We start from the raw sequence: 21,788 nt of genomic DNA on the forward strand, positions 1-21,788 counted from the left end.
ATGCATAACAAAACTCTTTCTGAACTTTCGGCCTTGCTACACAACGGTGACATCACCAGTGTGGAACTGACTCAACACTTTCTAAACCGTATCAAAACGCATAATGGCAATTTGAATGCTTTTATCAGTGTGACTGAAGAAAGCGCGCTGGCGCAGGCTGCGGCTGCTGATAAACAGTTTGCAGACAAGACTGCCGGTAAACTGACCGGCATTCCAATGGCGCATAAAGATATTTTCTGCACCAAGGGCGTTCGTACCAGCTGTGCATCAAAAATGCTCGATAAATTTGTTGCGCCCTATGATGCGACTGTGGTGGAAAAAATTGCAGCCAGTGGCATGGTAATGTTGGGTAAAACCAATATGGACGAATTTGCCATGGGTTCATCCAATGAAACCAGCTTTTACGGTCCGGTCAAAAATCCCTGGGATACTGAACGGGTTCCAGGTGGTTCTTCCGGAGGCTCTGCAGCAGCAATCGCTGCTCGACTGGCACCGGCGGCTACCGGTACAGATACAGGTGGTTCAATTCGTCAGCCTTCATCTTTATGTAATTTAACCGGTTTGAAACCAACTTATGGTCGTGTTTCCCGTTACGGCATGATTGCTTTTGCCTCCAGCCTGGATCAGGCGGGCCCGATGACGGCCAACGCCGAAGATGCGGCATTATTGTTAAATGTCATGTCGGGTTTTGATGAACGCGATTCCACCAGCGTGGAACGTGATGTTCCAGATTACACCGCAAATCTGAATGATTCCCTGCAAGGTCTGCGCATTGGTCTGCCAAAAGAATACTTTGGTGAAGGTCTGGCACCGGAAGTGGCAGAAATAATTGATGTCGCCATTAAGGAATTCGAAAAGCTCGGGGCAACCGTCAAAGAGATCAGCCTGCCAAATACCTCTCTGGCGATACCAACTTATTATGTGGTTGCCCCTGCAGAATGCTCATCCAATTTGTCTCGTATGGACGGCGTGCGCTTTGGCCATCGCTGTGAAGATCCAAAAGATTTACTGGATCTGTACCAACGTTCACGCGGTGAAGGTTTCGGTGACGAAGTTAAACGTCGCATCATGATCGGAACCTATGCACTATCTGCCGGTTATTACGATGCCTACTATCTTAAAGCTCAGAAATGCCGCCGTTTGATAAGCGATGACTTCCAACAGGCATTTGAAGAAGTTGATGTGATTATGGGACCTACCGCGCCAACCACAGCCTTTAAACTGGGTGATAAAGCCGATGATCCAGTAGCCATGTATTTAGCGGATATCTATACCATTAATACCAATCTTGCTGGTTTGCCCGGTATGTCAATTCCGGCAGGTTTTGCCAATGGCTTACCTGCTGGTTTACAGATCATTGGTAATTATTTCGATGAGGCACGTTTACTTAATGTTGCTCATCAATACCAACAGGTCACTGATTGGCATAAACAAATTCCAACAGCATTTCAGTGAAACCTAGGGTCTGTTGATCTTTCAGAGCCGCCTCTGTTGTGACTAAAATGCTCCAATCAAGGCGCGAGGAATGCAGTTTGTGAGATACATCCATGTATCTCACCCCTAAGGGGCTTACGCTTAAAAACGTTCCAGACGTTTTTGTAGTTGCTCTAAATACATGACGAGCAACGTGGATTGGGGCATTTTAAGTCACACCCCGAAGGGCTGGGACTATTTTTCCGCCCTACGGTGTTGAAAATGACTTATGTAGAACAATTACATCGCATCATTTCCGCCTTGTAGGACGAAAAAATAGCCTCCAGCAGTGGTGGCTATGAAAGATCAACAGACCCTAGGGGCGAAAGCCCCTTTTTTAAAGCCATTCATCGCGGAGCGAAAAAATGAAAGCAGCAGAGCTATTTGTCCGTACTCTGGAAAATGAAGGTGTGGAATATGTTTTTGGTATTCCCGGTGAGGAGAATCTGGATGTCATGGACGCCTTGCTGGATTCCTCCATTCAGTTTATTACCACCCGGCATGAACAAGGTGCGGCCTTTATGGCAGATGTTTATGGTCGACTCACTGGCCGTGCAGGAGTCTGTATGGCGACACTCGGTCCGGGTGCGACCAATCTGATTACCGGTGTGGCTGATGCCAATATGGATCATGCCCCCTGGTAGCCATTGCCGGTCAGGCTTCGACCAATCGCTTGCATAAAGAATCGCATCAGGTCCTGAATCTGGAAGCGATGTTTTTGCCCATCACCAAATACTCCACTCGAATTGTCAGCCCTGAAGTGATTCCGGAAATTGTTCGCAAAGCTTTTAAAGTGGCGCAGACCGAGAAAACCGGTGCCTGTTTTATTGAGTTTCCTGAAAATATTGCCGAGATGGAAATTGACGATGCTCCACTGCGGGTCAAACACGCCACACCTCCTGAACCGGCTGCTGAACATATCGAACGAGCAGCAGAATTAATTTCCAATGCAGAAAATCCGATTATTCTGGCGGGTAATGGCGTCATTCGTGCGCATGCCGCTAAAGCGCTTACAGACTTTGCTGAAAAGCTGGGCATTCCGGTCGCCAACACCTTTATGGCCAAAGGCGTCATTCCGTTTGGTCATCCCATGTCACTGGGCAGTGTTGGGTTGCAGTCGAATGACTATGTGAATACCGGCTTTGCCAATGCCGATGTAATTATCTGTATCGGCTACGACATGGTTGAATACCACCCCTATCTCTGGCATCCCTCACGGGATCGCACGCTGATTCATATTGATACCACCCATGCTGAGGTTGATGGATATTACAGTGTGGTATTGGGTGTTGTGGGCAATATTACGCACAGTCTGAATCGAATTGCAGCCCTCACCACGCCGCACGAAGGTAAGGCCATGCGTACTTTACGCGATAGTCTGATTACAGAAATGAATCAGCATCGCCGTGATACCGAATTCCCTGTTAAACCACAGAAAATCATCTGGGATCTGCGTACCGCCATGCATCTGGAAGATATCGTAATCTGCGATGTGGGTGCCCATAAAATGTGGATGTCACGAATGTTCCGCTGTGAATACCCGAACACCTGCATTATTTCCAATGGCTTTGCCAGCATGGGCATAGCGGTTCCGGGTGCAATTGCAGCCAAACTGGCACATCCGGAACGCAAAGTCGTTGCAGTAACCGGTGACGCTGGTTTTCTGATGAACTCTCAGGAAATTGAGACAGCCATTCGTTTGAATATCGCGATTGTCATTCTGATTTGGAACGATGCAAGCTACGGTCTGATTGAATGGAAACAGCAAAACCAGTTTGGCCGAACCAGTAATGTAAAATTCGGCAATCCGGATTTTGTACAGTATGCGCAATCATTTGGCGCAACGGGTGTCAGAGTGAATAAGACCGAAGAGTTAATGTCTGTTTTAAAAGAAGCTTTGGACAGAAATACAGTCACCGTTATTGATTGTCCGGTGGATTATCGTGAAAATCTGAAACTGACAGAATCTCTAGGTCAATTAACCCAGCAAACTGAGAGATAAAATGAAGTCTGGAAAACGTTTTGCACTGTTTATAGCCGCCCTATTTGCATTATTGTTTGTCGTCTTTATGTACAAGAATGCTACCGCTCCGGCCTACACCGAACTTACGTTTGAGGATGTAGACGGAAAAATGCATAATTTCACCGAATATGCCGGTAAACCAATATTGATGATTTTCTGGGCGACTGATTGCCCGGCGTGTATTCAGGAACTGCCCGAACTCATTGCTTTGCATGAAGAATACGCAAAAAAGGCTTGGTCATGCTGGGCGTTTCACTGCCCCACGACACACCTTCACATATCAAGGCAATGCGTGAAGACCGGGGTCTTCCCTACACGCTTATCTGGGACAGTGAAGGCGAAATTTCCAGCGCATTTAATAATGTTCGGGTGACACCAACGCATTATCTGATTTCGCCCGAAGGCAAAATTGTGATGCGCAAAATTGGTGTACTCGATAAAGAGAGCGTTTCAGCACAGCTCGACAAAATGGGCCTCAGCTGATTTATAGCTTAAAACTGCTACACATCAGATAGCACATATGGTATAAAGTCCGGCTTAGTTTATTCAGAATGATGCGTTGGCAGGACGCGTCAGTCACTAAAAATGCATCAGGAGCAGGATTAACATGTCCAGAGTATGTCAGGTAACGGGCAAACGCCCTATGAGCGGAAACAATGTTTCACACGCTCACAACAAAACAAAACGCCGTTTCCTACCTAACCTTCACTCACACCGTTTTTGGGTTGAGTCTGAAAACCGTTGGGTAAAATTGCGTGTCAGCAATCATGGTCTGCGTATCATTGATAAAAGAGGTATTGATACCGTTTTATCTGATCTCCGTAGCCGCGGCGAAAAAATCTAAGGAGTCAGGACATGCGCGATAAAATCAAATTAGTTTCATCAGCAGGTACAGGTCACTACTACACTACTGATAAAAACAAACGCACCATGCCGGAAAAAATGGAAATCAAAAAGTTTGATCCCGTTATCCGTCAACACGTGATGTATAAAGAAGCAAAAATCAAGTAACACTATTGTTTACTGCTTCTAAAAAAACCCGCTCTTTAATGCGGGTTTTTTTATGGCTCGAATAAATTAAACTTAAAATTGTTCTTTATTTTGGGCAATGAGATGAACTGTGCCGCACTCCAAAAATATTGAAATCTCAGATGATATCTATGTTGCAACAACGTAGTAGACGATTCACCTCAAAACCGTATTATAGTGCGCTATGACTATATTGCTGGAAGCACAAAATCTGTCACGTTATTTTGGACCCAATGTTGTGGTTCAAAATATCGATCTCACGGTAAAACGCGGAGAAATACTGGGTTTTCTCGGTCCCAATGGTGCTGGTAAAAGCACCACTATGAAAATGCTTAGCGGTAATCTGGCGCCGGATAAAGGCGAGATCCATATCAATGGTTTTGATTTATTGTCGCAACCTAAGCAGGCCAAGGCTCAACTGGGCTATCTGCCGGAAAATCCGCCGTTATATCGTGAATTGACCGTCAACGAATATTTACAGCATTGTGCCAGACTCAATCTGCTCAAAGGCCAGCAACTTAAATCTGCAGTTGCAACGGTCATTGAGCGCTGTGGACTGGGTGATGTCCAGCGACGTTTGATCGGTCAATTATCCAAAGGCTACCAACAGCGTACCGGCATCGCTCAGGCGATCGTGCATAACCCGGCGGTGGTCATTTTGGATGAACCGACTTCTGGTCTGGATCCCCTACAAATTCGGCAGATCCGCGAACTCATTCGTGAACTGGCCAATGAACATAGCGTGATACTGTCGACGCATATTCTGCCAGAAGTGGAAATGCTCTGCGATCGGGTACAAATCATCAGTAAAGGCCAGGTCATGTTTGCCGATAGCCTGACAGCTCTGCATCAGCAAAGACTCAACAGCAGCCTGAGGATCACTTTATCTGCCCCGCCACCGATCACCGAGCTTCAGGCTCTAACGAATGTGTCTTCGGTGGAGCCCGTTTCAGCCCATCAGTTTCGAATCCTTTATCACCCGGAACAGGATCCTACAGAAAACCTGATAGCGAGTGCCGTCTCTAAACACTGGCAACTGCAGGAACTGTTGCGTGAACAGGACTCGCTGGAAGATATTTTTATGCATCTGATAAAAGATGACGCACCGCTAGCTGAGGTTAAAAACTGATGTGGTGCGTGGCAAGACTTGAAATTTCGCGACTGTTTTTGTCTCCTTTTGCCTGGATAATGCTGGCATTAGTACAGTTTTTACTGGCATATATGTTTCTCAGTCATATTGAGTATTTTGCTCAGATTCAGGGCCAGATTTCAGCCATCCCGGGAGCTCCCGGTGTAACAGAAATGATTATTGCGCCATTATTAAGCAATGCTGCTCTGGTGTTGCTATTGATTGCCCCATTTATCACCATGCGGGCTTTTGCTGATGAACATCGTAACCATAGTCTGCCTCTTTTGATCTCTGCGCCACTTTCCGCCAGTCAGATTGTGTTAGGTAAATACCTCGGATATCTTGGTTTTTTTCTGCTGCAATTAGCATTGATTGCTTTAATGCCGCTATCGCTGCTTGCCGGATCAGCAATCGATTTTTACCAGTTTGGTGTGAGCATGTTCGGGCTGTTTTTGCTGGTAGCCAGTTTCTTGGCCGCCGGAATATTTTTATCATCACTCACCACCCAGCCGATTATTGCAGCGGTGATGACATTCTGTTTACTGTTTTTATTATGGATAATTGATTTTGCTGCGGCCAGTGCTGTTTCAGGCCAAATTAACTGGCTGGCCTGGTTATCCCTGTTAGGACATTTTCAACCGCTGCTGGCAGGACAGATTAACAGTGTTGATCTAAGCTTTTTTGCTCTGTTCTGCGTGGTATTTATTCTGATGACTATTCGACGACTTGATGCAGCGAGGTTGAGTCTATGAAGATGTCAAAACAGTTTAAATATCAACATCGCCTGCAACAGATCATCTTTTACATTTTATTGCTGGTAGTGATTATCGCAGTAGCCGTTCTTTCGAATCGTTACAGCTTTGAGTCAGACTGGACAGCTAACCAGCGACATACCCTCTCTTCTGCTACTACCGAATTACTACAGTTGCTTGAAACTCCGGTGACAATAGAAGTATTCATCAGTCCCGGACATCAGTATCAATCAGCAGCAGAAAGTTTATTAAAGCGCTATCAACAGCATAGTCAGCAACTTACAGTGTCGTTTATTGATCCTGTCAGCCAGCCACAGCGGGTTCGTGAACTGGACATTCAGCAGCAGGCTGAAATGGTAGTTTCAGGTCAACAGGGACAACAACATGTATATGATTTATCTGAGCAATCGCTAAGCAATGCCATTATAAAAGTCAGTCGCAGTAACTTGCCTGAATTAATCTTTATTACTGGTCATGGGGAACGGGATATTGCCGGTGATGGTGCATTTGATATGTCGCAATGGGGACAACAGTTGAATAGCACCGGCTTTGAGGTGCAATCTCTGACCATGACAGAAGCGATGCAACTTAACAGCGAGGATAAAAAAATTGTATTGGTTATTGCCAGTTCACAAGCCGCCTGGCCGCAAAGCGATATTGTCCAGTTACAGTCATGGTTGCAGCAAGGCGGTAATCTGCTCTGGCTCAGCGAACCTGACACTGATACGGGTCTGGCGGCCATCCGTGAACAGCTTAACCTGAGCTTTGTACCGGGTACGATGGTGGATCCCAATGCCGGTAAATTAGGTCTGGAAGATCCACGTTTTGTGATTGTGACAGATTACGCCAATCACCCGGTTACGGCAGCCACTTCCAGCGTCACCCTGATGCCAGAAGCGCATGCTATTCAATTATCAGAAGCTGAATCTGCTTGGCAAGTTACTGAGCTGATGCAATCACAAAGTGATAGCTGGTCTGAATTAGGTGATATGACCGGCACCAGTCTGGATGATTTACGTTTTGATGCAGAAATCGATATTCCAGGGCCGTTAATGCTCAGCGTATTAATGGAAAAACCTGTTTCAACAACTCAACAACAACGTGTTGCCGTATTTGGTGATGGCGATTTTGTCTCCGACCTGTATCTTGGCACAGCGGCCAATCTTGAACTTGCGATGGCTCTGGCAAACTGGCTGGTTGCTGAAGATGATTCAATCGATATTCCGGTCATCACAACCCGAGATAACCAACTGGTATTAACCGAGCACCAATCATTATTTATTGGTATTGGATTTTTACTCGGATTACCACTTAGTCTGCTTTTGATTGGCATAAGTATCTGGTGGATTAGAAGACGCCGATGAAAAGCACATATCTGACCAATCTGCTGTTATTGGTGGTTGCGGTTCTATTAGTGTGGTTAATGACAGAATCGCAAGTAGAGGATTCAGCTTATATCACTGATAAAATTCAGGCGGCACAGGTCAATCAAATTACAATTGTTCGCCGTGAACAGCAAACCATTCACTTGCAACGCGATCAGCAATGGCAGTTAAGCCAGCCAATACATGTGCGAGCCAATCAAACCCGGATCAATCTGTTACTCAGTCTGTTACAACAACCAGCTCATCAACAGATCCCGGTGACACAAACAACTGACCTGGCAGAATTCGGACTGCAGCAGCCTGAGTTGTCATTAGTTTTCAATGAATACCATTTTGCTTTTGGTGATACTGAACCGCTCAGCGGGTATCGTTATATTCTGCACAATCAGCAGATTTATTTAATTAACGATGATATTTCACCATTACTCGGTGCCAGTGCCAGTAGCTTTGTCGATAACCGTTTATTGGATCCGGCCAGCAAAATTGCAGCTCTGTACTTGCCTGAGCTGCAAAACCAACAGGGCCAGCAACAATACGCGGCACTCTCCATAGTTCAGCAAAATGACAGCTGGCACTCCATGCCGCAAAATTATCCTCAGGATAAACTCCTGGCACTTTTGCAAAACTGGCAACAGGCTTATGCCATGCAGGTTGTTATCATGTTAGATGATGAAACAAGTACACCGGATGAGCAGGAAGTGACCATTAAATTAACCGATAACACACAGCGTAAATTTGTTGTATCAAATAGCGAGGAAGGTCTTACGCTTACTGATCATCAACAACAATTACAATATCTGTTTCCAGCCACCATTATTCCTGCCCTCTTTTCAATAAACGAGTGATATGCCTGAATTACCTGAAGTCGAAACCACCCGCAGTGGCATTGCGCCATATATAAAAAATCAGCAGGTTAAGCAGGTTGTCATTCGTGACTCTCGACTGCGCTGGCCTATCACTGACAACCTGGATGAAAAACTGTGTGGGAAAATCATTCAGTCGGTCAGCCGCCGGGCCAAGTATTTATTGTTGCATACCACTGAAGGCACGCTGTTTATCCACCTGGGTATGTCCGGGCGGTTACGTATTCTGACTGCTTTTCAGCCAGCCGAAAAACACGATCATGTTGATATTGTGTTTGCCAATAATATTATTCTGCGCTTTACCGATCCACGCCGCTTTGGGGCTGTATTGTGGACCAGTGAGCCACCGCTGCAACATCCGTTATTAAACCATCTGGGGCCAGAGCCACTGGGGGAGGATTTTGACGCCGAATATCTGTTCCAACGTAGCCGTAAACGTCAGGTCAGCATTAAAACTTTTATTATGAATGCGGAGATCGTTGTAGGTGTGGGGAATATCTATGCAAGTGAATCGCTGTTTATCTCCGCCATTCACCCTCAGCTGATAGCTGCAAAACTAACAAAAAAACAGGCAGAAAAACTGGTTGCCGCGATCAAACTGACATTGGAAAAAGCTATTGCAGCGGGTGGGACAACCTTACGGGATTTTCGGGATAGCGAAGGCAAACCCGGATATTTTGCTCAGGAATTATGGGTTTATGCCCGGCAGAAACAAGGCTGTAAACAATGTGGTCATCCAATAGAATTGATTCGCCAGTCACAGCGGGCGACCTATTTCTGCCCATATTGCCAAAAGATTTGAAGCAAATTATTGTTTAGAGAAATACTCTGCCAATAGGCGAATTTCAGTTTCGCTGTACGCCGCAGCATGATGTCGCATAACAGAAGACTCTCTCGCCCCGCTGGCAAACCCCAGCATCTGTTCAATAAAATAATCTTGCTCCAAACCTGCAAGTTTGGGCATTTCACCTTTGCTGTGGCCATTGGTACCATGACAAGTCGCGCAGGATGAAGCCAGTAAAGCCATATTTGGCTCAGCCTGAATCCAGGTCGAAGTCAGTAGCAATGCAAGACATATCAGCAGTCGTTTCATAATCCCCCTTTCGTCCGTTTCACGGCGATGTATCAAGCTACGTTATAATACGTAACCCATTTTATGCAAAGCCATTCATGACAGAGATTATTAAACTAGATGCCACCATTCCCGAGTCATTAAGTGGCTTGCGTGTCGATCAGGCCTTGGCCCAGCTGTTCTCAGAATACTCCCGCGGTCAGCTGACCAAATGGATTAAAGCCGGCGATGTATTGGTCAATCAGAAAGTCTGTCGCCCTAAAGATGCGGTACGCACCGGTGACCAGATTGAAATTGCCGCACAGCAGATTATTCATGAAGATAACTGGCAGGCCGAAACTATCGCACTGGATATTATTTATGAAGATGACGATGTATTAATCATCAATAAAGCGGCAGGCATGGTAGTGCATCCTGGCGCTGGCAACCAGAATGGCACAATGGTCAACGCGTTATTGGCTCATGCGCCCCAACTTACTCATATTCCGCGCGCCGGGATTGTGCATCGCATTGATAAAGACACTACCGGACTATTAATGGTCGCTAAAAGTCTGCAAGCACATCATTCATTAATCAGCCAACTACAGCAGCGTTCCGTAATTCGTGAATATCAGGCCATTGCCTGCGGTGTGTTTACCGCCGGGGGGACGGTTGATGCACCAGTTGGTAGACATCATATTGATCGCAAACGTATGGCCGTGACACAAAACGGTAAACCTGCCGTGACACACTATCGGATTGAGGAGCGCTTTCGGGCACATACCCATTTGCGTTGCAAACTGGAAACCGGGCGCACTCACCAGATCCGTGTGCATATGGCGCATATTCGCCATCCTTTATTGGGCGATCCTTTATATGGTGGCCGGTTTAAAACACCAAAAGGGATGACGGATAGCTGTCTGGCTGCCCTGCAGAATACACGTCGTCAGGCTTTACATGCCGGTTTACTGGGGTTTGATCATCCGACTACTGGGGAAGCAGTAAGCTGGCAGATCCCCTTACCCGATGATATGCAACGATTATTGGAACTGTTACGGATGGATGCTGCCAGCCATACCGATTAACCAGAGGAAAGAACTGTGAAGGCACCAAACAATCTGCATCATGTCATTGATGTGTTTTTAGCCTTTCTCAAACTGGGTCTGACGGCGTTTGGCGGACCGATTGCTCATATTGGTTATTTCCGCACTGAATTTATCAATAAACGGCAATGGCTTTCTGAACAGCAATTTTCTCAGCTACTTGCTGTTACACAGTTTTTACCTGGCCCAGCCAGCAGCCAGATGGGATTTTCAATTGGCTTGTTTCGCGCTGGCTGGCTTGGCGCCATTGCTGCTTTTATCGCGTTTACCCTGCCCTCTGCATTACTGCTGTTTGCTTTTGCCACCATTGCTCATCAGCTGGACAATGCTATCGGCATGGCCATTATTGATGGTCTAAAACTGGTGGCGGTTGCGGTGGTCGCTCATGCTGTTATCAGTATGGCTCAGAAACTGACGCCAGACTGGCAACGTATCTTGATAGCACTGTTCAGTTTTGCCTTACTGTTGATTTTCAATCTGGCGATTATGCAAATTGCAGTGATCATCCTGGGTGGACTGGCAGGCTGGTTTTTATGTCGCCAGCAACAACTTTCAGCGGATTTTAGATTCCCGGTCAATTATGGCAAACAAACCGCCTGGATATTATTCAGTGTGTTTATGTTGCTGCTTATTCTCAGCCTATTTGCAGGCAGTCAGCTTAATACCACTAATATGCTGGCCGGCTTCTATCAGGCCGGTGCATTGGTATTTGGTGGTGGTCATGTTGTGTTGCCGTTGCTCGAACAGCAGACTGTTGCCACTGGGTGGCTCACCACCGATCAATTTTTAACCGGTTACGGTGCCGCCCAGGCTGTTCCAGGCCCGATGTTTACCCTGGCAACCTATCTCGGCGCTGAAATCCCTTCACAGTTAGCCGCAGGCTGGAATGCCCTGCTGGCTACCCTCGCCATTTTTGTTCCGGGTTTTTTATTATTGCTGGCGATGTTACCGCTGTGGCAGCAACTTGCTCATCTTCCCAATGCAGGTGCCGTTGTTGCCGGCATTAACGCAGCTGTAGTCGGTTTACTGGCCGCTGCTTTATACGATCCGATTTTCACTGAAGGCGTAAATCATTGGCTGGATTTACTGATTGCGCTCGGCGGCTTTTTAATTATTTACGTGCTGAAGCGCTCGGCATTATGGACTGTATTGTTCTGTGTCAGTGCATCAATCGTTGTTGCTTTGGTCTAATCTGGAGAAAGAAAACAGCTCCGCTAACGGGTGTTCGCGCTGTTCGATATTCGCTCTTAACAAGCCAGCACCAATCATGCTGTAGGTAATACCGTTTCCACCATAGGCCATGGCAAACTGCACACGTTCACCATATTGGGGATGAGCACCAAAAAATGGCAAGCCATCTTCCGTTTCAGCAAATGTTCCCGCCCAGGAAAATGTCGGATTCATTGGTAGTTTGGGAAACAATTTTTCGACCTTCTTAGCCAGAGTCTGGGCTTTTTTATCGACGCGTTTATCCCGTTTTGCCGGGATATCAATATCATCGTCTTCCCCACCTACCAATAAACGTCCATCTCCCGTTGTTCTCATATAAAGATAAGGTCTAGCAGATTCCCACATCATGGTTTTATTTAATTCGCCCAGTAACTCGGGATCTATCGGGTCGGTAATAAAGGCATAGCTGCTGCGATTTGACGCTACATTTTGTTTCAGTAATTTCTGACTGGCATAACCCGTTGCAATTACCACATGTTGACAGTTAATTTTAAATCCAGACGTTGTCGTTAAAACAACCTGTTTATCTGAAGGCTTCAAATCTTTTATTTCGGTACGGTCATAAACGTGATGGCCACTACTTTGCAGCCTGTCCAGAAGTTTATGCGCCAGCCGATAAGGATCAACTCGAGCAGCCAGTTTGCTAAGGATCGCCCCGGGCGATTTAAAACCATACAATTTTTTTATCGCATCTGATTCCAACCATTCAACATCAAATCCATGTTTTTGTCGTAACAGAAATTCAGCTTTTAGGGATTTTTTATCACGACTGCGACTGGCGTAATACAGACTTTCCTGCATTTCAAAGTCGACATCACCGACAGTCTCAGAAAGTTTTTTAAGGTCATTAATTGCCTCTGCACATGCCCGATAAGCTTTTAATGCATCCACTTCGCCATACAATTCTGCAAGCTCAGTCAGATGAGTATCAATTTCGTATTGCAGCATGGCCGTACTGGCTGCAGTGCTACCCCAACCGATATCCCGTTGTTCTATAACCGCCACGGCATAACCATTTGAACTGAGATCGTCAGCAATCAAAGCTCCGGTTATACCACCGCCAATAACTGCTACATCACAGTCAATATCCTGATCCTGAGCCGGAAAGATTCGCATCAATCCATTTCTAATCGCCCAGTAGGGATACCCGCTTTTCAGGTCCATTTTTCAGCCTTGTCCATTGTAAAGAAAGCTCAGCATAGACTAGTTCTTTCAATACTGGGCTAACCTGAGTTAAGGTCAATTTTTGGCCAAAAAAAGGGGCGATAAACGCCCCTTTCTCAATAGAACTTTTAGTAAACTGCTTATTTTTTCGCAGCAGCTTCACGTTCTTTAACTTCTTTAATAACCTCTTCTGCCACGTTACGTGGGCATGGCAAGTAGTGCAGGAACTCCATAGAGAACTGACCACGACCAGATGTCATTGTACGTAGAGTACCGATGTAACCGAACATTTCGCTCAGTGGGACTTCAGCTTTAATACGTACGCCAGTTGCACCGGCATCCTGCGATTTGATCATGCCACGACGACGGTTCAAGTCACCGATAACGTCACCAACGTTATCATCCGGGCAGAACACATCTACTTTCATGATCGGCTCCAGCAATTGTGGGCCCGCTTTCGGAATGGTTTGACGGAATGCACCCATCGCAGCAATTTCAAAGGCCATTGCTGATGAATCCACGGCGTGGAATGCACCATCAAACAAGTTTACTTTGACGTCAAGTAATGGGAAGCCCGCTAAAACACCACGGCCCATCATTTTCTTGAAGCCGGCTTCAACAGCTGGCCAGTATTCACGAGGAACGCTACCACCGGTTACGGTTGATTCAAAATTGAAACCGCTGCCTGGTTCACCTGGTTCAATGATGTAGTCAATACGACCGAATTGACCAGAACCACCCGATTGTTTCTTGTGGGTGTAACTGTCTTCGATTTTTTGTGTAATGGTTTCACGGTAAGCAACCTGCGGTTCACCAACAATTACATCAACGTTATGGGTACGCTTCAGGATATCGACTTTGATATCCAGATGTAATTCACCCATACCTTTCATAATGGTTTCACCGCTATCGTCATCGGTTTCAACACGGAAAGAAGGATCTTCTTTAATCATTTTGCCCAGTGCAACACCGAGTTTTTCAGCGGCAGCTTTATCTTTAGGCGCAATCGCGATTGAGATAACGGGATCCGGGAAGACCATTGGTTCCAATGTCGCCGGGTTTTTCGGGTCACATAAGGTGTGTCCAGTCTGAACATCTTTCATACCGACGATGGCGATAATGTCACCAGCGTGTGCGTAATCCAGTTCGTTACGATCATTGGCGTGCATTTCCACCATACGACCAACACGTTCTGTTTTGCCGGTGAAAGTATTGAGGATGGTATCGCCTTTTTTCAATTCGCCTGAGTAGACACGAACGAAAGTCAATGCGCCAAAACGGTCATCCATGATTTTGAATGCCAGTGCGCGCAGTGGGCCTTTGATATCAACGATAGCGTGTTTACCGGTTTCGTTACCTTCCAAATCAACTTCTGGTTGTGGATCAACTTCAGTTGGATCAGGCAGGTAATCAACAACGGCATCCAGGATTAACTGCATACCTTTGTTTTTGAATGCCGAACCACAGTATGTTGGGAAGAAATCCAATTGCAATGTACCTTTACGGATACATCTTTTCAGATCTTCGATAGAAGGCTCTTCACCTTCCAGATATTTTTCCATCAGATCATCATCCTGCTCTACAGCAGTTTCGATCAGTTTTTCACGCCATTCTTCAATTTGGTCAGCCATATCAGCTGGTGGCTCTTCGATGGTGTAGTCTTCAGCATTTTTCTCATCTTTCCAGATCCATGCTTTACGGGTCAGCAAATCGACAACACCGGTAAATTCATCTTCAATACCGATTGGCAAAACCATTACCAGTGGCGTTGCTGCCAGAACGTCTTCAACCTGTTTTACAACACGGTAGAAATCAGCACCGATACGATCCAGCTTATTAACAAAGATCAGACGAGAAACTTCTGAGTCATTCGCATAACGCCAGTTGGTTTCTGATTGCGGCTCAACACCACCACTACCACAGAAAACACCAATACCGCCGTCCAATACTTTCAGTGAACGATATACTTCAATCGTGAAGTCAACGTGACCTGGGGTATCGATAACGTTCAGACGATGGCCTTTCCATTCACAGGTTGTGGCTGCTGACTGGATAGTAATACCGCGTTCGGCTTCCTGATCCATAAAGTCCATGGTGGATTCACCATCATGAACCTCACCGGATTTATGAATTTTACCGGTCAGTTTAAGAATACGTTCGGTGGAGGTGGTTTTGCCCGCATCAACGTGAGCGAAAATACCAATATTTCTGTACTTGGATAAATCGGAAGAAGCCATAATCCTGTCTCTTTTGTGTGAAAAACCGATGTTGTTTACATCATCAGGGAGTTAAACCCGCAAATTCTAAACTACAATGCTTCGGGATGCATCCCGAATTGATATCAAAGCCTGTAAGTGCCCTGATAGCAGTCTTTTGAAGTTTCGGATTGAATTACTACGCCCTTAACAGGCGCATTTTTGCGATTTTTAACGGAGCTTTTGCTGTAATGGCAACCATTGATGCCGATACACTACGCCCGGTGTGGCAAACACCAGAAACAAACTCAAGGTAGTGACAAAAAACTCCCACTGCTGGGGATAAATATTGCCTGCATACTGCTGCTCAAAAGCGATGGAGACCAGTAGAGCTACAAAATAATATACTACTACTTCAAACAGTCTTAACCAGGCATTTTTACCATTTTTTAACGGGATAAACAGAAATAATCTTGAATTTACCCATGGTAAATTTGCCAGCACAAACATTATCAACAGCAGTAACCAAATCGACATTTTTAAACCTAACTAAATATTCTGGCGCAAAGCGCAAATAAACTTCCCGGAAACAAACCGAGTAACAGTACTGCTAATACGTTGCCACTCAGCAGGTACTGCATTGAGGTTGTGGCTGCTATATGGGGCTTTTCGGTGGCAGTGTCGAAAAACATCACCTTGACCACCCGCAAATAATAATACGCACCTATAACCGACATCACGACAGCAACAATAGCAACGGCCAGTAAATTAACATCGACGACTGATTTAATCACGCCTAATTTCGCATAGAAACCGGCCAGTGGTGGAATACCCGCCATGGAAAACATCAGTAACAGCATCATCAACGCATGCCAGGGGTGGCGTTGCCCCAGACCTTTAAAGTCTTCTATCTCTTCAGCTTCAAAGCCCTCACGACTCAGCAGCAGAATCATACCAAAACTGCCTAATGTCATCAGTGCATAGACCAAGGTGTAAAACAATGCTGCAGCATAGCCTGCCTGGGTTCCGGCTAAAACACCCAATAATAAAAAGCCAACGTGCGAAATGGTGGAATAGGCCAGCATCCGCTTTAAGTTGCTCTGTGCAATTGCCAGCAGATTACCCAGGATAATCGACAATACGGCCAGCATGATCAGCATATCGCGCCAGACACTAAGCATATCGCCCATACCTTCCGTCAATATACGTATCAACAACGCAAAAGCCGCTATTTTTGGGGCACTGGCGACAAATAAAGTAATAGCTGTGGGCGCCCCCTGATAGACATCCGGTAACCACATATGAAACGGTACCGCACCAAACTTGAAGCCGATACCAATCACCAAGAACACAATGCCCAGACTCAGGACTGTCTGATTCAATTCTTCAGTGTCTAATGCTACGGCTATGGCCTGGATACCTAATTCACCAGTGACCCCGTAGATAATCGACATGCCGTATAACAACATGCCCGAAGCCAATGCGCCCAAAATAAAGTACTTCATTCCGGCTTCGGTAGCGGCAAATGAATCTCGTTGCATGGCCACCATGGCGTATAGACAAAGCGACATCAGTTCCAACCCTAAATACAGCGTCAAAAAGTGATGTGCCGACACCATTACCAGCATACCCAGGGTGGCAAACAAGGCCAGTACATAAAATTCGCCCTGCAATAAATTTCGGGCCTGTAAATAACTATAGGAATAACTCAACACAAGCATATTTACCAGACAGATCGCCAGTTTAAGGATATCGCTAAGCGGGTCTTTGATATAAGTTTCAGAAAAGGTCAGCCCACCCTCACCCATCATCCAGAAAACCGTGAAAAAGGTTACTAAAAGACTCAATTGGCTTAATGCATGTACCAGATTGATTCGACGATTACCGGTAAAAGCGACCACGAGCAGCACAATACAGCACATAGCCAGCAGCAGCATCTCTGGCAAGGCAAACAGCATATTTGGAACCTCAAACGCCATATGGTGTTTCCTTTAAAGCTTTGACTGAGTGATTTGCAGCAGCAGATTATCTACCGACGCATGCATCACATTAAGTAACGGATCGGGCCAAATACCAATCACTAAGACAATGACCGCCAGACTTGCCAACAGCAGCATTTCCCGTGAGTTAATATCCTGTAATTTAGCGACTTGGTCATTGGCGATCTCTCCAAAAAATACCCGTTTGACCATCCACAAGGTATAAGCCGCGCCCAGAATTAAAGTCGTGGCCGCCAGAAAGGCATACCAGAAGTTGGCCTGAAACGCCGCCAGGATCACCATAAACTCACCGACAAAACCTGAAGTACCGGGCAACCCGGCATTGGCCATCGCAAAGAACACGGCCAACGCGGTAAATTTCGGCATGCTGTTGGCGACACCGCCATAGGCACTGATTTCCCGGGTATGCATCCGGTCGTATAACACGCCCACGCTGAGGAACATCGCCGCAGCGATAAAGCCATGCGAAATCATCTGGACCATCGCACCTTCAATCGCCAGCACCTGCCCATTCCCGATACCGATAGTGATTGCCTCATTGGCAGTAATCCGAAATATAATAAACAAGCCCAGGGTGACAAAACCCATATGAGCAATACTTGAATAGGCAATCAGTTTTTTCAAATCGGATTGCGCCAACGCGACAAAGCCAATGTAAACAATGGCAATCAACGATAAGCCAATAACCAGCCAGTCCAGCGTCATACTGGCATCCGGGGTAATCGGCAGAGCAAAACGTAGTAGACCATAACCACCGATTTTCAGCGTGATCGCCGCCAGAATTACCGAACCACCGGTAGGCGCTTCAACGTGAGCATCGGGTAACCAGGTATGTACCGGCCACATCGGAATCTTCACTGCAAAGGCAATTAAAAATGCCAGGAAAATCCATATCTGTTGAGTCAGAGTCAAGCTGACAGCATGAAAGTCCAGAATCGAAAAACTGCCCGCCTGAAATTGCAGATATAACAGTGCAATAAGCAAAAACACTGAGCCGAAAAAGGTATACAGAAAAAACTTAATCGTGGCATAGACCCGGTTGGGTCCTCCCCAGATGCCGATCACCAGAAACAGCGGAATCAGCATTGCTTCAAAAAACAGATAGAACAGAATGGCATCAAGCGCTGCAAACACACCCAGCATCAAGCCTTCCATAATCAAAAAAGCAGCCATGTATTGTGCTGCCCGATCCTGAATGACCTGCCAACCAGCGATAACAACCAGAACTGTAGATATCGTGGTCAGGATCATCAGTGGCATCGAAAAGCCATCAATGCCAAGGTAATACTCGATATTAAATGTGGCGATCCATGACAGGCGTTCAACAAACTGCATTTGATGACTGGTGGTATCAAAGCCGATATACAGCAAAAAAGACAGCAGCATGGTGGCGACACTGATAACTAAAGCCAGTTGGCGGGCCAAAACATGATTTTGTTTACAGAACAACAGCAAACCGCCGCCGATAATCGGCAGCAAAATCAATATACTGAGCAGCGGGAAGTCCATCATCTAATCAGCTTGCTCCTAAACCACAAACCAGGTGAGCAACAGCCACACCCCGATAATCATTACAAAGGCGTAATGGTACAAATAACCACTCTGCATTTTGCGCCCTACTCTCGAGATTAAACCCACTGTTCGTGCTGTACCGTTAACCACTAAACCATCAATTAACATTCGATCACCCACGCGAGAGAACAGCCAGCCCAGACCTCGTGAACCACCGGCAAAAACTTTGTCGTTAAATGCATCAAAGCCGTATTTATTTTCCAGAATTTGCCATAGCCACATCAGTCGATGCTGAATTTTGGCAGGCAGATCCGGACGTTTGAGATAGAGATACCAGGCGGTTACCAAACCGGCCATTGTCAGCCAGAACGGTGCTGTCATCAACCCATGGGTGATAAACCCAACCAGGCCATGATAATTTGCCGCCGCCAGCACATCATGCTGCGGCATAACGGTTATCGCATCGCTGAAGAAATTGTCATACACCAAAGTGCCAATCAAATAACCGGCCAATACCGATGGAATCGCCAGCAGAATCAACGGCCAGGTAACCACGCTAGGGGATTCATGTGGCGGATGGCCATGCGCATCAAAACGTTCTTTGCCGTGGAACACCAAAAACAAAAGCCGAAAGCTGTACAGACTGGTAACAAATACCCCTATCATCACTGCCCATAAGGCAAAGCTACTGCCTGGTATGGTCGATTCATGCACCGCCATGATAATGGCGTCCTTGGAGAAAAAGCCGGCCAGCCCGGGAAAACCAATTAACGCCAGCGTACCAATCAGACTGGTCCAGTAAGTAATGGGTAAATATTTTTTTAGCCCGCCCATCTGTCGAATATCCTGCTGATGATGCAGGGCTAAAATCACTGAGCCAGCCGCTAAAAACAGCAAAGCTTTAAAAAATGCATGGGTGAATAAATGGAAAATGGCTGCGGAGTATGCCGACACACCCAATGCTACTGTCATATAGCCGAGCTGTGACAATGTTGAATAGGCAATAACCCGTTTGATATCGTTCTGAATTAAGCCCAAAAAGCCCATAAACAAAGCGGTAATCGCCCCAATCACCAGAATAAATGACAGTGCAGTTTCAGAATATTCGTATAGAGGTGACATTCTCGCCACCATAAAAATGCCCGCCGTCACCATTGTTGCCGCATGGATCAATGCGGATATTGGCGTTGGACCTTCCATCGAATCCGGCAACCACACATGCAGTGGCACCTGCGCTGATTTCCCCATTGCACCGATAAATAACAGAATGCCAATCACCGTCATTAACGACCAGGCGTAATTATCAAATATGGAAATGGTCTGCCCCGCCATCACCGGAGCCTGATTAAATACTTCCAGATAATCCAGACTGCCGGAGTACATCAGTACGGCAGCAATCCCCAGCAGAAAACCGAAATCACCCACACGATTGACCAGAAATGCCTTGAGATTGGCATAAATAGCCGTGGGCTTTTTGTACCAGAAGCCGATGAGTAGATAAGACACCACGCCAACCGCTTCCCAGCCAAAAAACAGCTGCATAAAGTTATTGGCCATCACCAGCATCAGCATTGAGAAGGTAAACAGCGAGATATAACTGAAAAACCGGCTGTAGCCGTCATCATCATGCATATAACCAATGGTGTAGATATGCACCATCAGCGATACAAAGGTCACCACGGTCATCATCACTGCAGTCAGTGAATCAACCATAAAGCCGACTTCAATGCTCAGGCTGCCAACTTGCAGCCACTGATATACCGCCTGGTTATAGGTTGCGCCATCCATGACTACCAGCTTCAACACCCAGAGCGATAAAAAGAACGCAATACTGACACCGGCGATTGCCGCTCGATGTGACCAGTTCCGGCCAATCCTACGACCAAAAAAACCAGCAATGATACTGCCAAGTAAGGGGGCTAAAACAATGGTCAGTAACAGGGTCTGGGTCATGCCGTTAGCCCTTTAACCGGTTGAGATCATCAACATTGATGGTGCTGAGATTGCGGAATAATACGACCAGGATTGCCAGGCCAATCGCTGCTTCAGCCGCCGCAACAGTCAGAATAAAAAACACAAATACCTGGCCAGCGGCATCCCCGGCGTAATAAGAAAAGGCAATAAAGTTCAGGTTAACCGCCAGCAACATCAATTCAATACACATCAGCAGGATAATGATGTTTTTACGATTGAGAAAAATACCGGCAACAGACAAGCTGAACAAAATAGCGGCAACAATCAGAAAGTCAGATAAAGCAATCATGGTTTTCCTTTCCCATCCTGGCGCTTTTCCGAGGCCATTTTCACCAGACGGACGCGGTCTTTACTACGAACTTTGACCTGCTCAGCTGGATCCTGAGTTTTGCGTTTATTGGGCCGTAAGGTCAGCGTAATGGCTGCCACGATGGCCACCGTCAGAATCACCGAAGCGATTTCGAATGGATAAACATAAACCGTATACAACAGTCGGCCCAGCGTTTTGGTATTACTTTCATCAGAACCTTCAGGAACGGGCACCTGATCCAAACCAAAATTCGCCGCACCCAATACGGCAATTAATTCCAGCACGATCAAAACGGCAACTAATAAGCCTAACGGCAGATAACGGGTAAATCCTTCCTTAAGTGCACTGGTATCTATATCCAGCATCATGACCACAAACAGGAACAGCACCAGCACCGCACCGACATATACCAAAACCAGGCTGATCGCCAGAAACTCGGCTTCCAGCATCAACCAGATGGCTGCACTGGTAAAAAAGGCCAGCACCAGAAACAATGCTGCACGCACCGGATTTCTTACGGTAATCACCATGGTGGCGGCAAACAATAAAATGCCAGCAAAAAAATAAAACAGTATTTTTTCCATAATTATCCGGC

The 21,788-nt window shown here is 46.2% G+C and carries 19 protein-coding genes and 2 pseudogenes; 12 read left to right on the forward strand and 9 right to left on the reverse strand.

Annotated features, from left to right (window positions below; translation table 11 throughout):
* The 10 genes and pseudogenes from gatA (at nucleotide 1) to mutM (ending at nucleotide 9,456) form a co-directional block, all read left to right on the forward strand.
* Nucleotides 1–1,455 (forward strand): Asp-tRNA(Asn)/Glu-tRNA(Gln) amidotransferase subunit GatA, encoded by a 1,455-nt coding sequence (gene gatA / locus AC08OG_RS11615; protein WP_292353757.1) that lies wholly within the window; start codon nucleotides 1–3, stop codon nucleotides 1,453–1,455.
* 383 nt (nucleotides 1,456–1,838) lie between these two features.
* Nucleotides 1,839–3,475: pseudogene (locus tag AC08OG_RS11620) on the forward strand (acetolactate synthase large subunit).
* Between the two features lie 142 nt (nucleotides 3,476–3,617).
* A pseudogene (locus AC08OG_RS11625) lies at nucleotides 3,618–3,976 on the forward strand (TlpA family protein disulfide reductase); the annotation flags it as partial.
* Nucleotides 3,977–4,103: 127 nt separating this feature from the next.
* On the forward strand, nucleotides 4,104–4,340 hold the full coding sequence (gene rpmB / locus AC08OG_RS11630) for a 50S ribosomal protein L28 (RefSeq protein WP_226070964.1): 237 nt from the start codon (nucleotides 4,104–4,106) through the stop codon (nucleotides 4,338–4,340).
* Between the two features lie 11 nt (nucleotides 4,341–4,351).
* Nucleotides 4,352–4,507: a 50S ribosomal protein L33 gene (rpmG, locus tag AC08OG_RS11635; RefSeq protein ID WP_014707985.1), complete on the forward strand. Its 156-nt coding sequence runs from the start codon at nucleotides 4,352–4,354 to the stop codon at nucleotides 4,505–4,507.
* Between the two features lie 202 nt (nucleotides 4,508–4,709).
* A complete protein-coding gene (locus tag AC08OG_RS11640) occupies nucleotides 4,710–5,654 on the forward strand; it encodes an ABC transporter ATP-binding protein (RefSeq protein ID WP_482929579.1) in 945 nt (314 codons plus the stop codon).
* Nucleotides 5,654–6,406 carry an ABC transporter permease gene (locus AC08OG_RS11645; RefSeq protein ID WP_292399986.1) on the forward strand — a complete coding sequence of 251 codons (753 nt, stop codon included), beginning with the start codon at nucleotides 5,654–5,656 and terminating at the stop codon, nucleotides 6,404–6,406. Before AC08OG_RS11640 ends, AC08OG_RS11645 begins: the two co-directional genes overlap by 1 nt.
* Nucleotides 6,403–7,770 carry a GldG family protein gene (locus AC08OG_RS11650; RefSeq protein WP_482929580.1) on the forward strand — a complete coding sequence of 456 codons (1,368 nt, stop codon included), beginning with the start codon at nucleotides 6,403–6,405 and terminating at the stop codon, nucleotides 7,768–7,770. Before AC08OG_RS11645 ends, AC08OG_RS11650 begins: the two co-directional genes overlap by 4 nt.
* Nucleotides 7,767–8,636 (forward strand): DUF4340 domain-containing protein, encoded by an 870-nt coding sequence (locus AC08OG_RS11655; protein ID WP_482929581.1) that lies wholly within the window; start codon nucleotides 7,767–7,769, stop codon nucleotides 8,634–8,636. Before AC08OG_RS11650 ends, AC08OG_RS11655 begins: the two co-directional genes overlap by 4 nt.
* A gap of 1 nt (nucleotide 8,637) precedes the next feature.
* Nucleotides 8,638–9,456, forward strand: a complete 819-nt coding sequence (gene mutM / locus AC08OG_RS11660) for a bifunctional DNA-formamidopyrimidine glycosylase/DNA-(apurinic or apyrimidinic site) lyase (protein ID WP_482929582.1) — start codon at nucleotides 8,638–8,640, stop codon at nucleotides 9,454–9,456.
* A gap of 6 nt (nucleotides 9,457–9,462) precedes the next feature.
* On the opposite strand, the gene AC08OG_RS11665 is transcribed toward mutM, so the two are convergent.
* Entirely contained in the window at nucleotides 9,463–9,747 is a 285-nt protein-coding gene (locus tag AC08OG_RS11665; protein ID WP_292353736.1) for a c-type cytochrome, read from the reverse strand.
* A gap of 77 nt (nucleotides 9,748–9,824) precedes the next feature.
* Here AC08OG_RS11665 and rluD point away from each other — a divergent pair, with 77 nt between their 5' ends.
* Nucleotides 9,825–10,790 (forward strand): 23S rRNA pseudouridine(1911/1915/1917) synthase RluD, encoded by a 966-nt coding sequence (gene rluD / locus AC08OG_RS11670; RefSeq protein WP_482929583.1) that lies wholly within the window; start codon nucleotides 9,825–9,827, stop codon nucleotides 10,788–10,790.
* Between the two features lie 15 nt (nucleotides 10,791–10,805).
* Nucleotides 10,806–11,999, forward strand: a complete 1,194-nt coding sequence (gene chrA, locus AC08OG_RS11675) for a chromate efflux transporter (RefSeq protein WP_482929584.1) — start codon at nucleotides 10,806–10,808, stop codon at nucleotides 11,997–11,999.
* On the opposite strand, the gene AC08OG_RS11680 is transcribed toward chrA, so the two are convergent.
* The 8 genes from AC08OG_RS11680 to AC08OG_RS11715 all read right to left on the reverse strand — a co-directional run bounded on the left by AC08OG_RS11680 (nucleotide 11,976) and on the right by AC08OG_RS11715 (nucleotide 21,777).
* A complete protein-coding gene (locus tag AC08OG_RS11680; protein WP_482929585.1) occupies nucleotides 11,976–13,202 on the reverse strand; it encodes an NAD(P)/FAD-dependent oxidoreductase in 1,227 nt (408 codons plus the stop codon). The genes chrA and AC08OG_RS11680 overlap by 24 nt on opposite strands.
* Before the next feature lie 140 nt (nucleotides 13,203–13,342).
* Entirely contained in the window at nucleotides 13,343–15,439 is a 2,097-nt protein-coding gene (gene fusA / locus AC08OG_RS11685) for an elongation factor G (RefSeq protein ID WP_292353729.1), read from the reverse strand.
* A 189-nt stretch (nucleotides 15,440–15,628) separates the two neighbouring features.
* On the reverse strand, nucleotides 15,629–15,934 hold the full coding sequence (locus AC08OG_RS11690) for a DUF2818 family protein (protein ID WP_292353728.1): 306 nt from the start codon (nucleotides 15,932–15,934) through the stop codon (nucleotides 15,629–15,631).
* A gap of 8 nt (nucleotides 15,935–15,942) precedes the next feature.
* Entirely contained in the window at nucleotides 15,943–17,376 is a 1,434-nt protein-coding gene (gene nuoN, locus AC08OG_RS11695) for an NADH-quinone oxidoreductase subunit NuoN (protein WP_318988963.1), read from the reverse strand.
* Between the two features lie 12 nt (nucleotides 17,377–17,388).
* Nucleotides 17,389–18,909, reverse strand: coding sequence for an NADH-quinone oxidoreductase subunit M (locus AC08OG_RS11700; RefSeq protein WP_292400011.1), 1,521 nt, complete (start codon nucleotides 18,907–18,909; stop codon nucleotides 17,389–17,391).
* A gap of 15 nt (nucleotides 18,910–18,924) precedes the next feature.
* Complete coding sequence (nuoL, locus tag AC08OG_RS11705; protein ID WP_482929586.1) at nucleotides 18,925–20,862, reverse strand: NADH-quinone oxidoreductase subunit L; 1,938 nt, start codon at nucleotides 20,860–20,862, stop codon at nucleotides 18,925–18,927.
* Nucleotides 20,863–20,866: 4 nt separating this feature from the next.
* Complete coding sequence (gene nuoK / locus AC08OG_RS11710; protein ID WP_292353720.1) at nucleotides 20,867–21,172, reverse strand: NADH-quinone oxidoreductase subunit NuoK; 306 nt, start codon at nucleotides 21,170–21,172, stop codon at nucleotides 20,867–20,869.
* Nucleotides 21,169–21,777, reverse strand: a complete 609-nt coding sequence (locus AC08OG_RS11715; protein ID WP_292353718.1) for an NADH-quinone oxidoreductase subunit J — start codon at nucleotides 21,775–21,777, stop codon at nucleotides 21,169–21,171. The genes nuoK and AC08OG_RS11715 overlap by 4 nt, the downstream gene beginning before the upstream one ends.
* Between the last annotated feature and the right edge of the window lie 11 nt (nucleotides 21,778–21,788).

It is taken from the genome of Methylophaga sp. F7 (assembly GCF_056863975.1).

Coding starts and splice junctions, on each gene's coding strand:
- gatA (WP_292353757.1), top strand. CDS start 1: ATGCATAACAAAACTCTTTCTGAACTTTCGGCCTTGCTACACAACGGT.
- rpmB (WP_226070964.1), top strand. CDS start 4,104: ATGTCCAGAGTATGTCAGGTAACGGGCAAACGCCCTATGAGCGGAAAC.
- rpmG (WP_014707985.1), top strand. CDS start 4,352: ATGCGCGATAAAATCAAATTAGTTTCATCAGCAGGTACAGGTCACTAC.
- AC08OG_RS11640 (WP_482929579.1), top strand. CDS start 4,710: ATGACTATATTGCTGGAAGCACAAAATCTGTCACGTTATTTTGGACCC.
- AC08OG_RS11645 (WP_292399986.1), top strand. CDS start 5,654: ATGTGGTGCGTGGCAAGACTTGAAATTTCGCGACTGTTTTTGTCTCCT.
- AC08OG_RS11650 (WP_482929580.1), top strand. CDS start 6,403: ATGAAGATGTCAAAACAGTTTAAATATCAACATCGCCTGCAACAGATC.
- AC08OG_RS11655 (WP_482929581.1), top strand. CDS start 7,767: ATGAAAAGCACATATCTGACCAATCTGCTGTTATTGGTGGTTGCGGTT.
- mutM (WP_482929582.1), top strand. CDS start 8,638: ATGCCTGAATTACCTGAAGTCGAAACCACCCGCAGTGGCATTGCGCCA.
- AC08OG_RS11665 (WP_292353736.1), bottom strand. CDS start 9,747: ATGAAACGACTGCTGATATGTCTTGCATTGCTACTGACTTCGACCTGG.
- rluD (WP_482929583.1), top strand. CDS start 9,825: ATGACAGAGATTATTAAACTAGATGCCACCATTCCCGAGTCATTAAGT.
- AC08OG_RS11680 (WP_482929585.1), bottom strand. CDS start 13,202: ATGGACCTGAAAAGCGGGTATCCCTACTGGGCGATTAGAAATGGATTG.
- fusA (WP_292353729.1), bottom strand. CDS start 15,439: ATGGCTTCTTCCGATTTATCCAAGTACAGAAATATTGGTATTTTCGCT.
- AC08OG_RS11690 (WP_292353728.1), bottom strand. CDS start 15,934: ATGTCGATTTGGTTACTGCTGTTGATAATGTTTGTGCTGGCAAATTTA.
- nuoN (WP_318988963.1), bottom strand. CDS start 17,376: ATGGCGTTTGAGGTTCCAAATATGCTGTTTGCCTTGCCAGAGATGCTG.
- AC08OG_RS11700 (WP_292400011.1), bottom strand. CDS start 18,909: ATGATGGACTTCCCGCTGCTCAGTATATTGATTTTGCTGCCGATTATC.
- nuoL (WP_482929586.1), bottom strand. CDS start 20,862: ATGACCCAGACCCTGTTACTGACCATTGTTTTAGCCCCCTTACTTGGC.
- nuoK (WP_292353720.1), bottom strand. CDS start 21,172: ATGATTGCTTTATCTGACTTTCTGATTGTTGCCGCTATTTTGTTCAGC.
- AC08OG_RS11715 (WP_292353718.1), bottom strand. CDS start 21,777: ATGGAAAAAATACTGTTTTATTTTTTTGCTGGCATTTTATTGTTTGCC.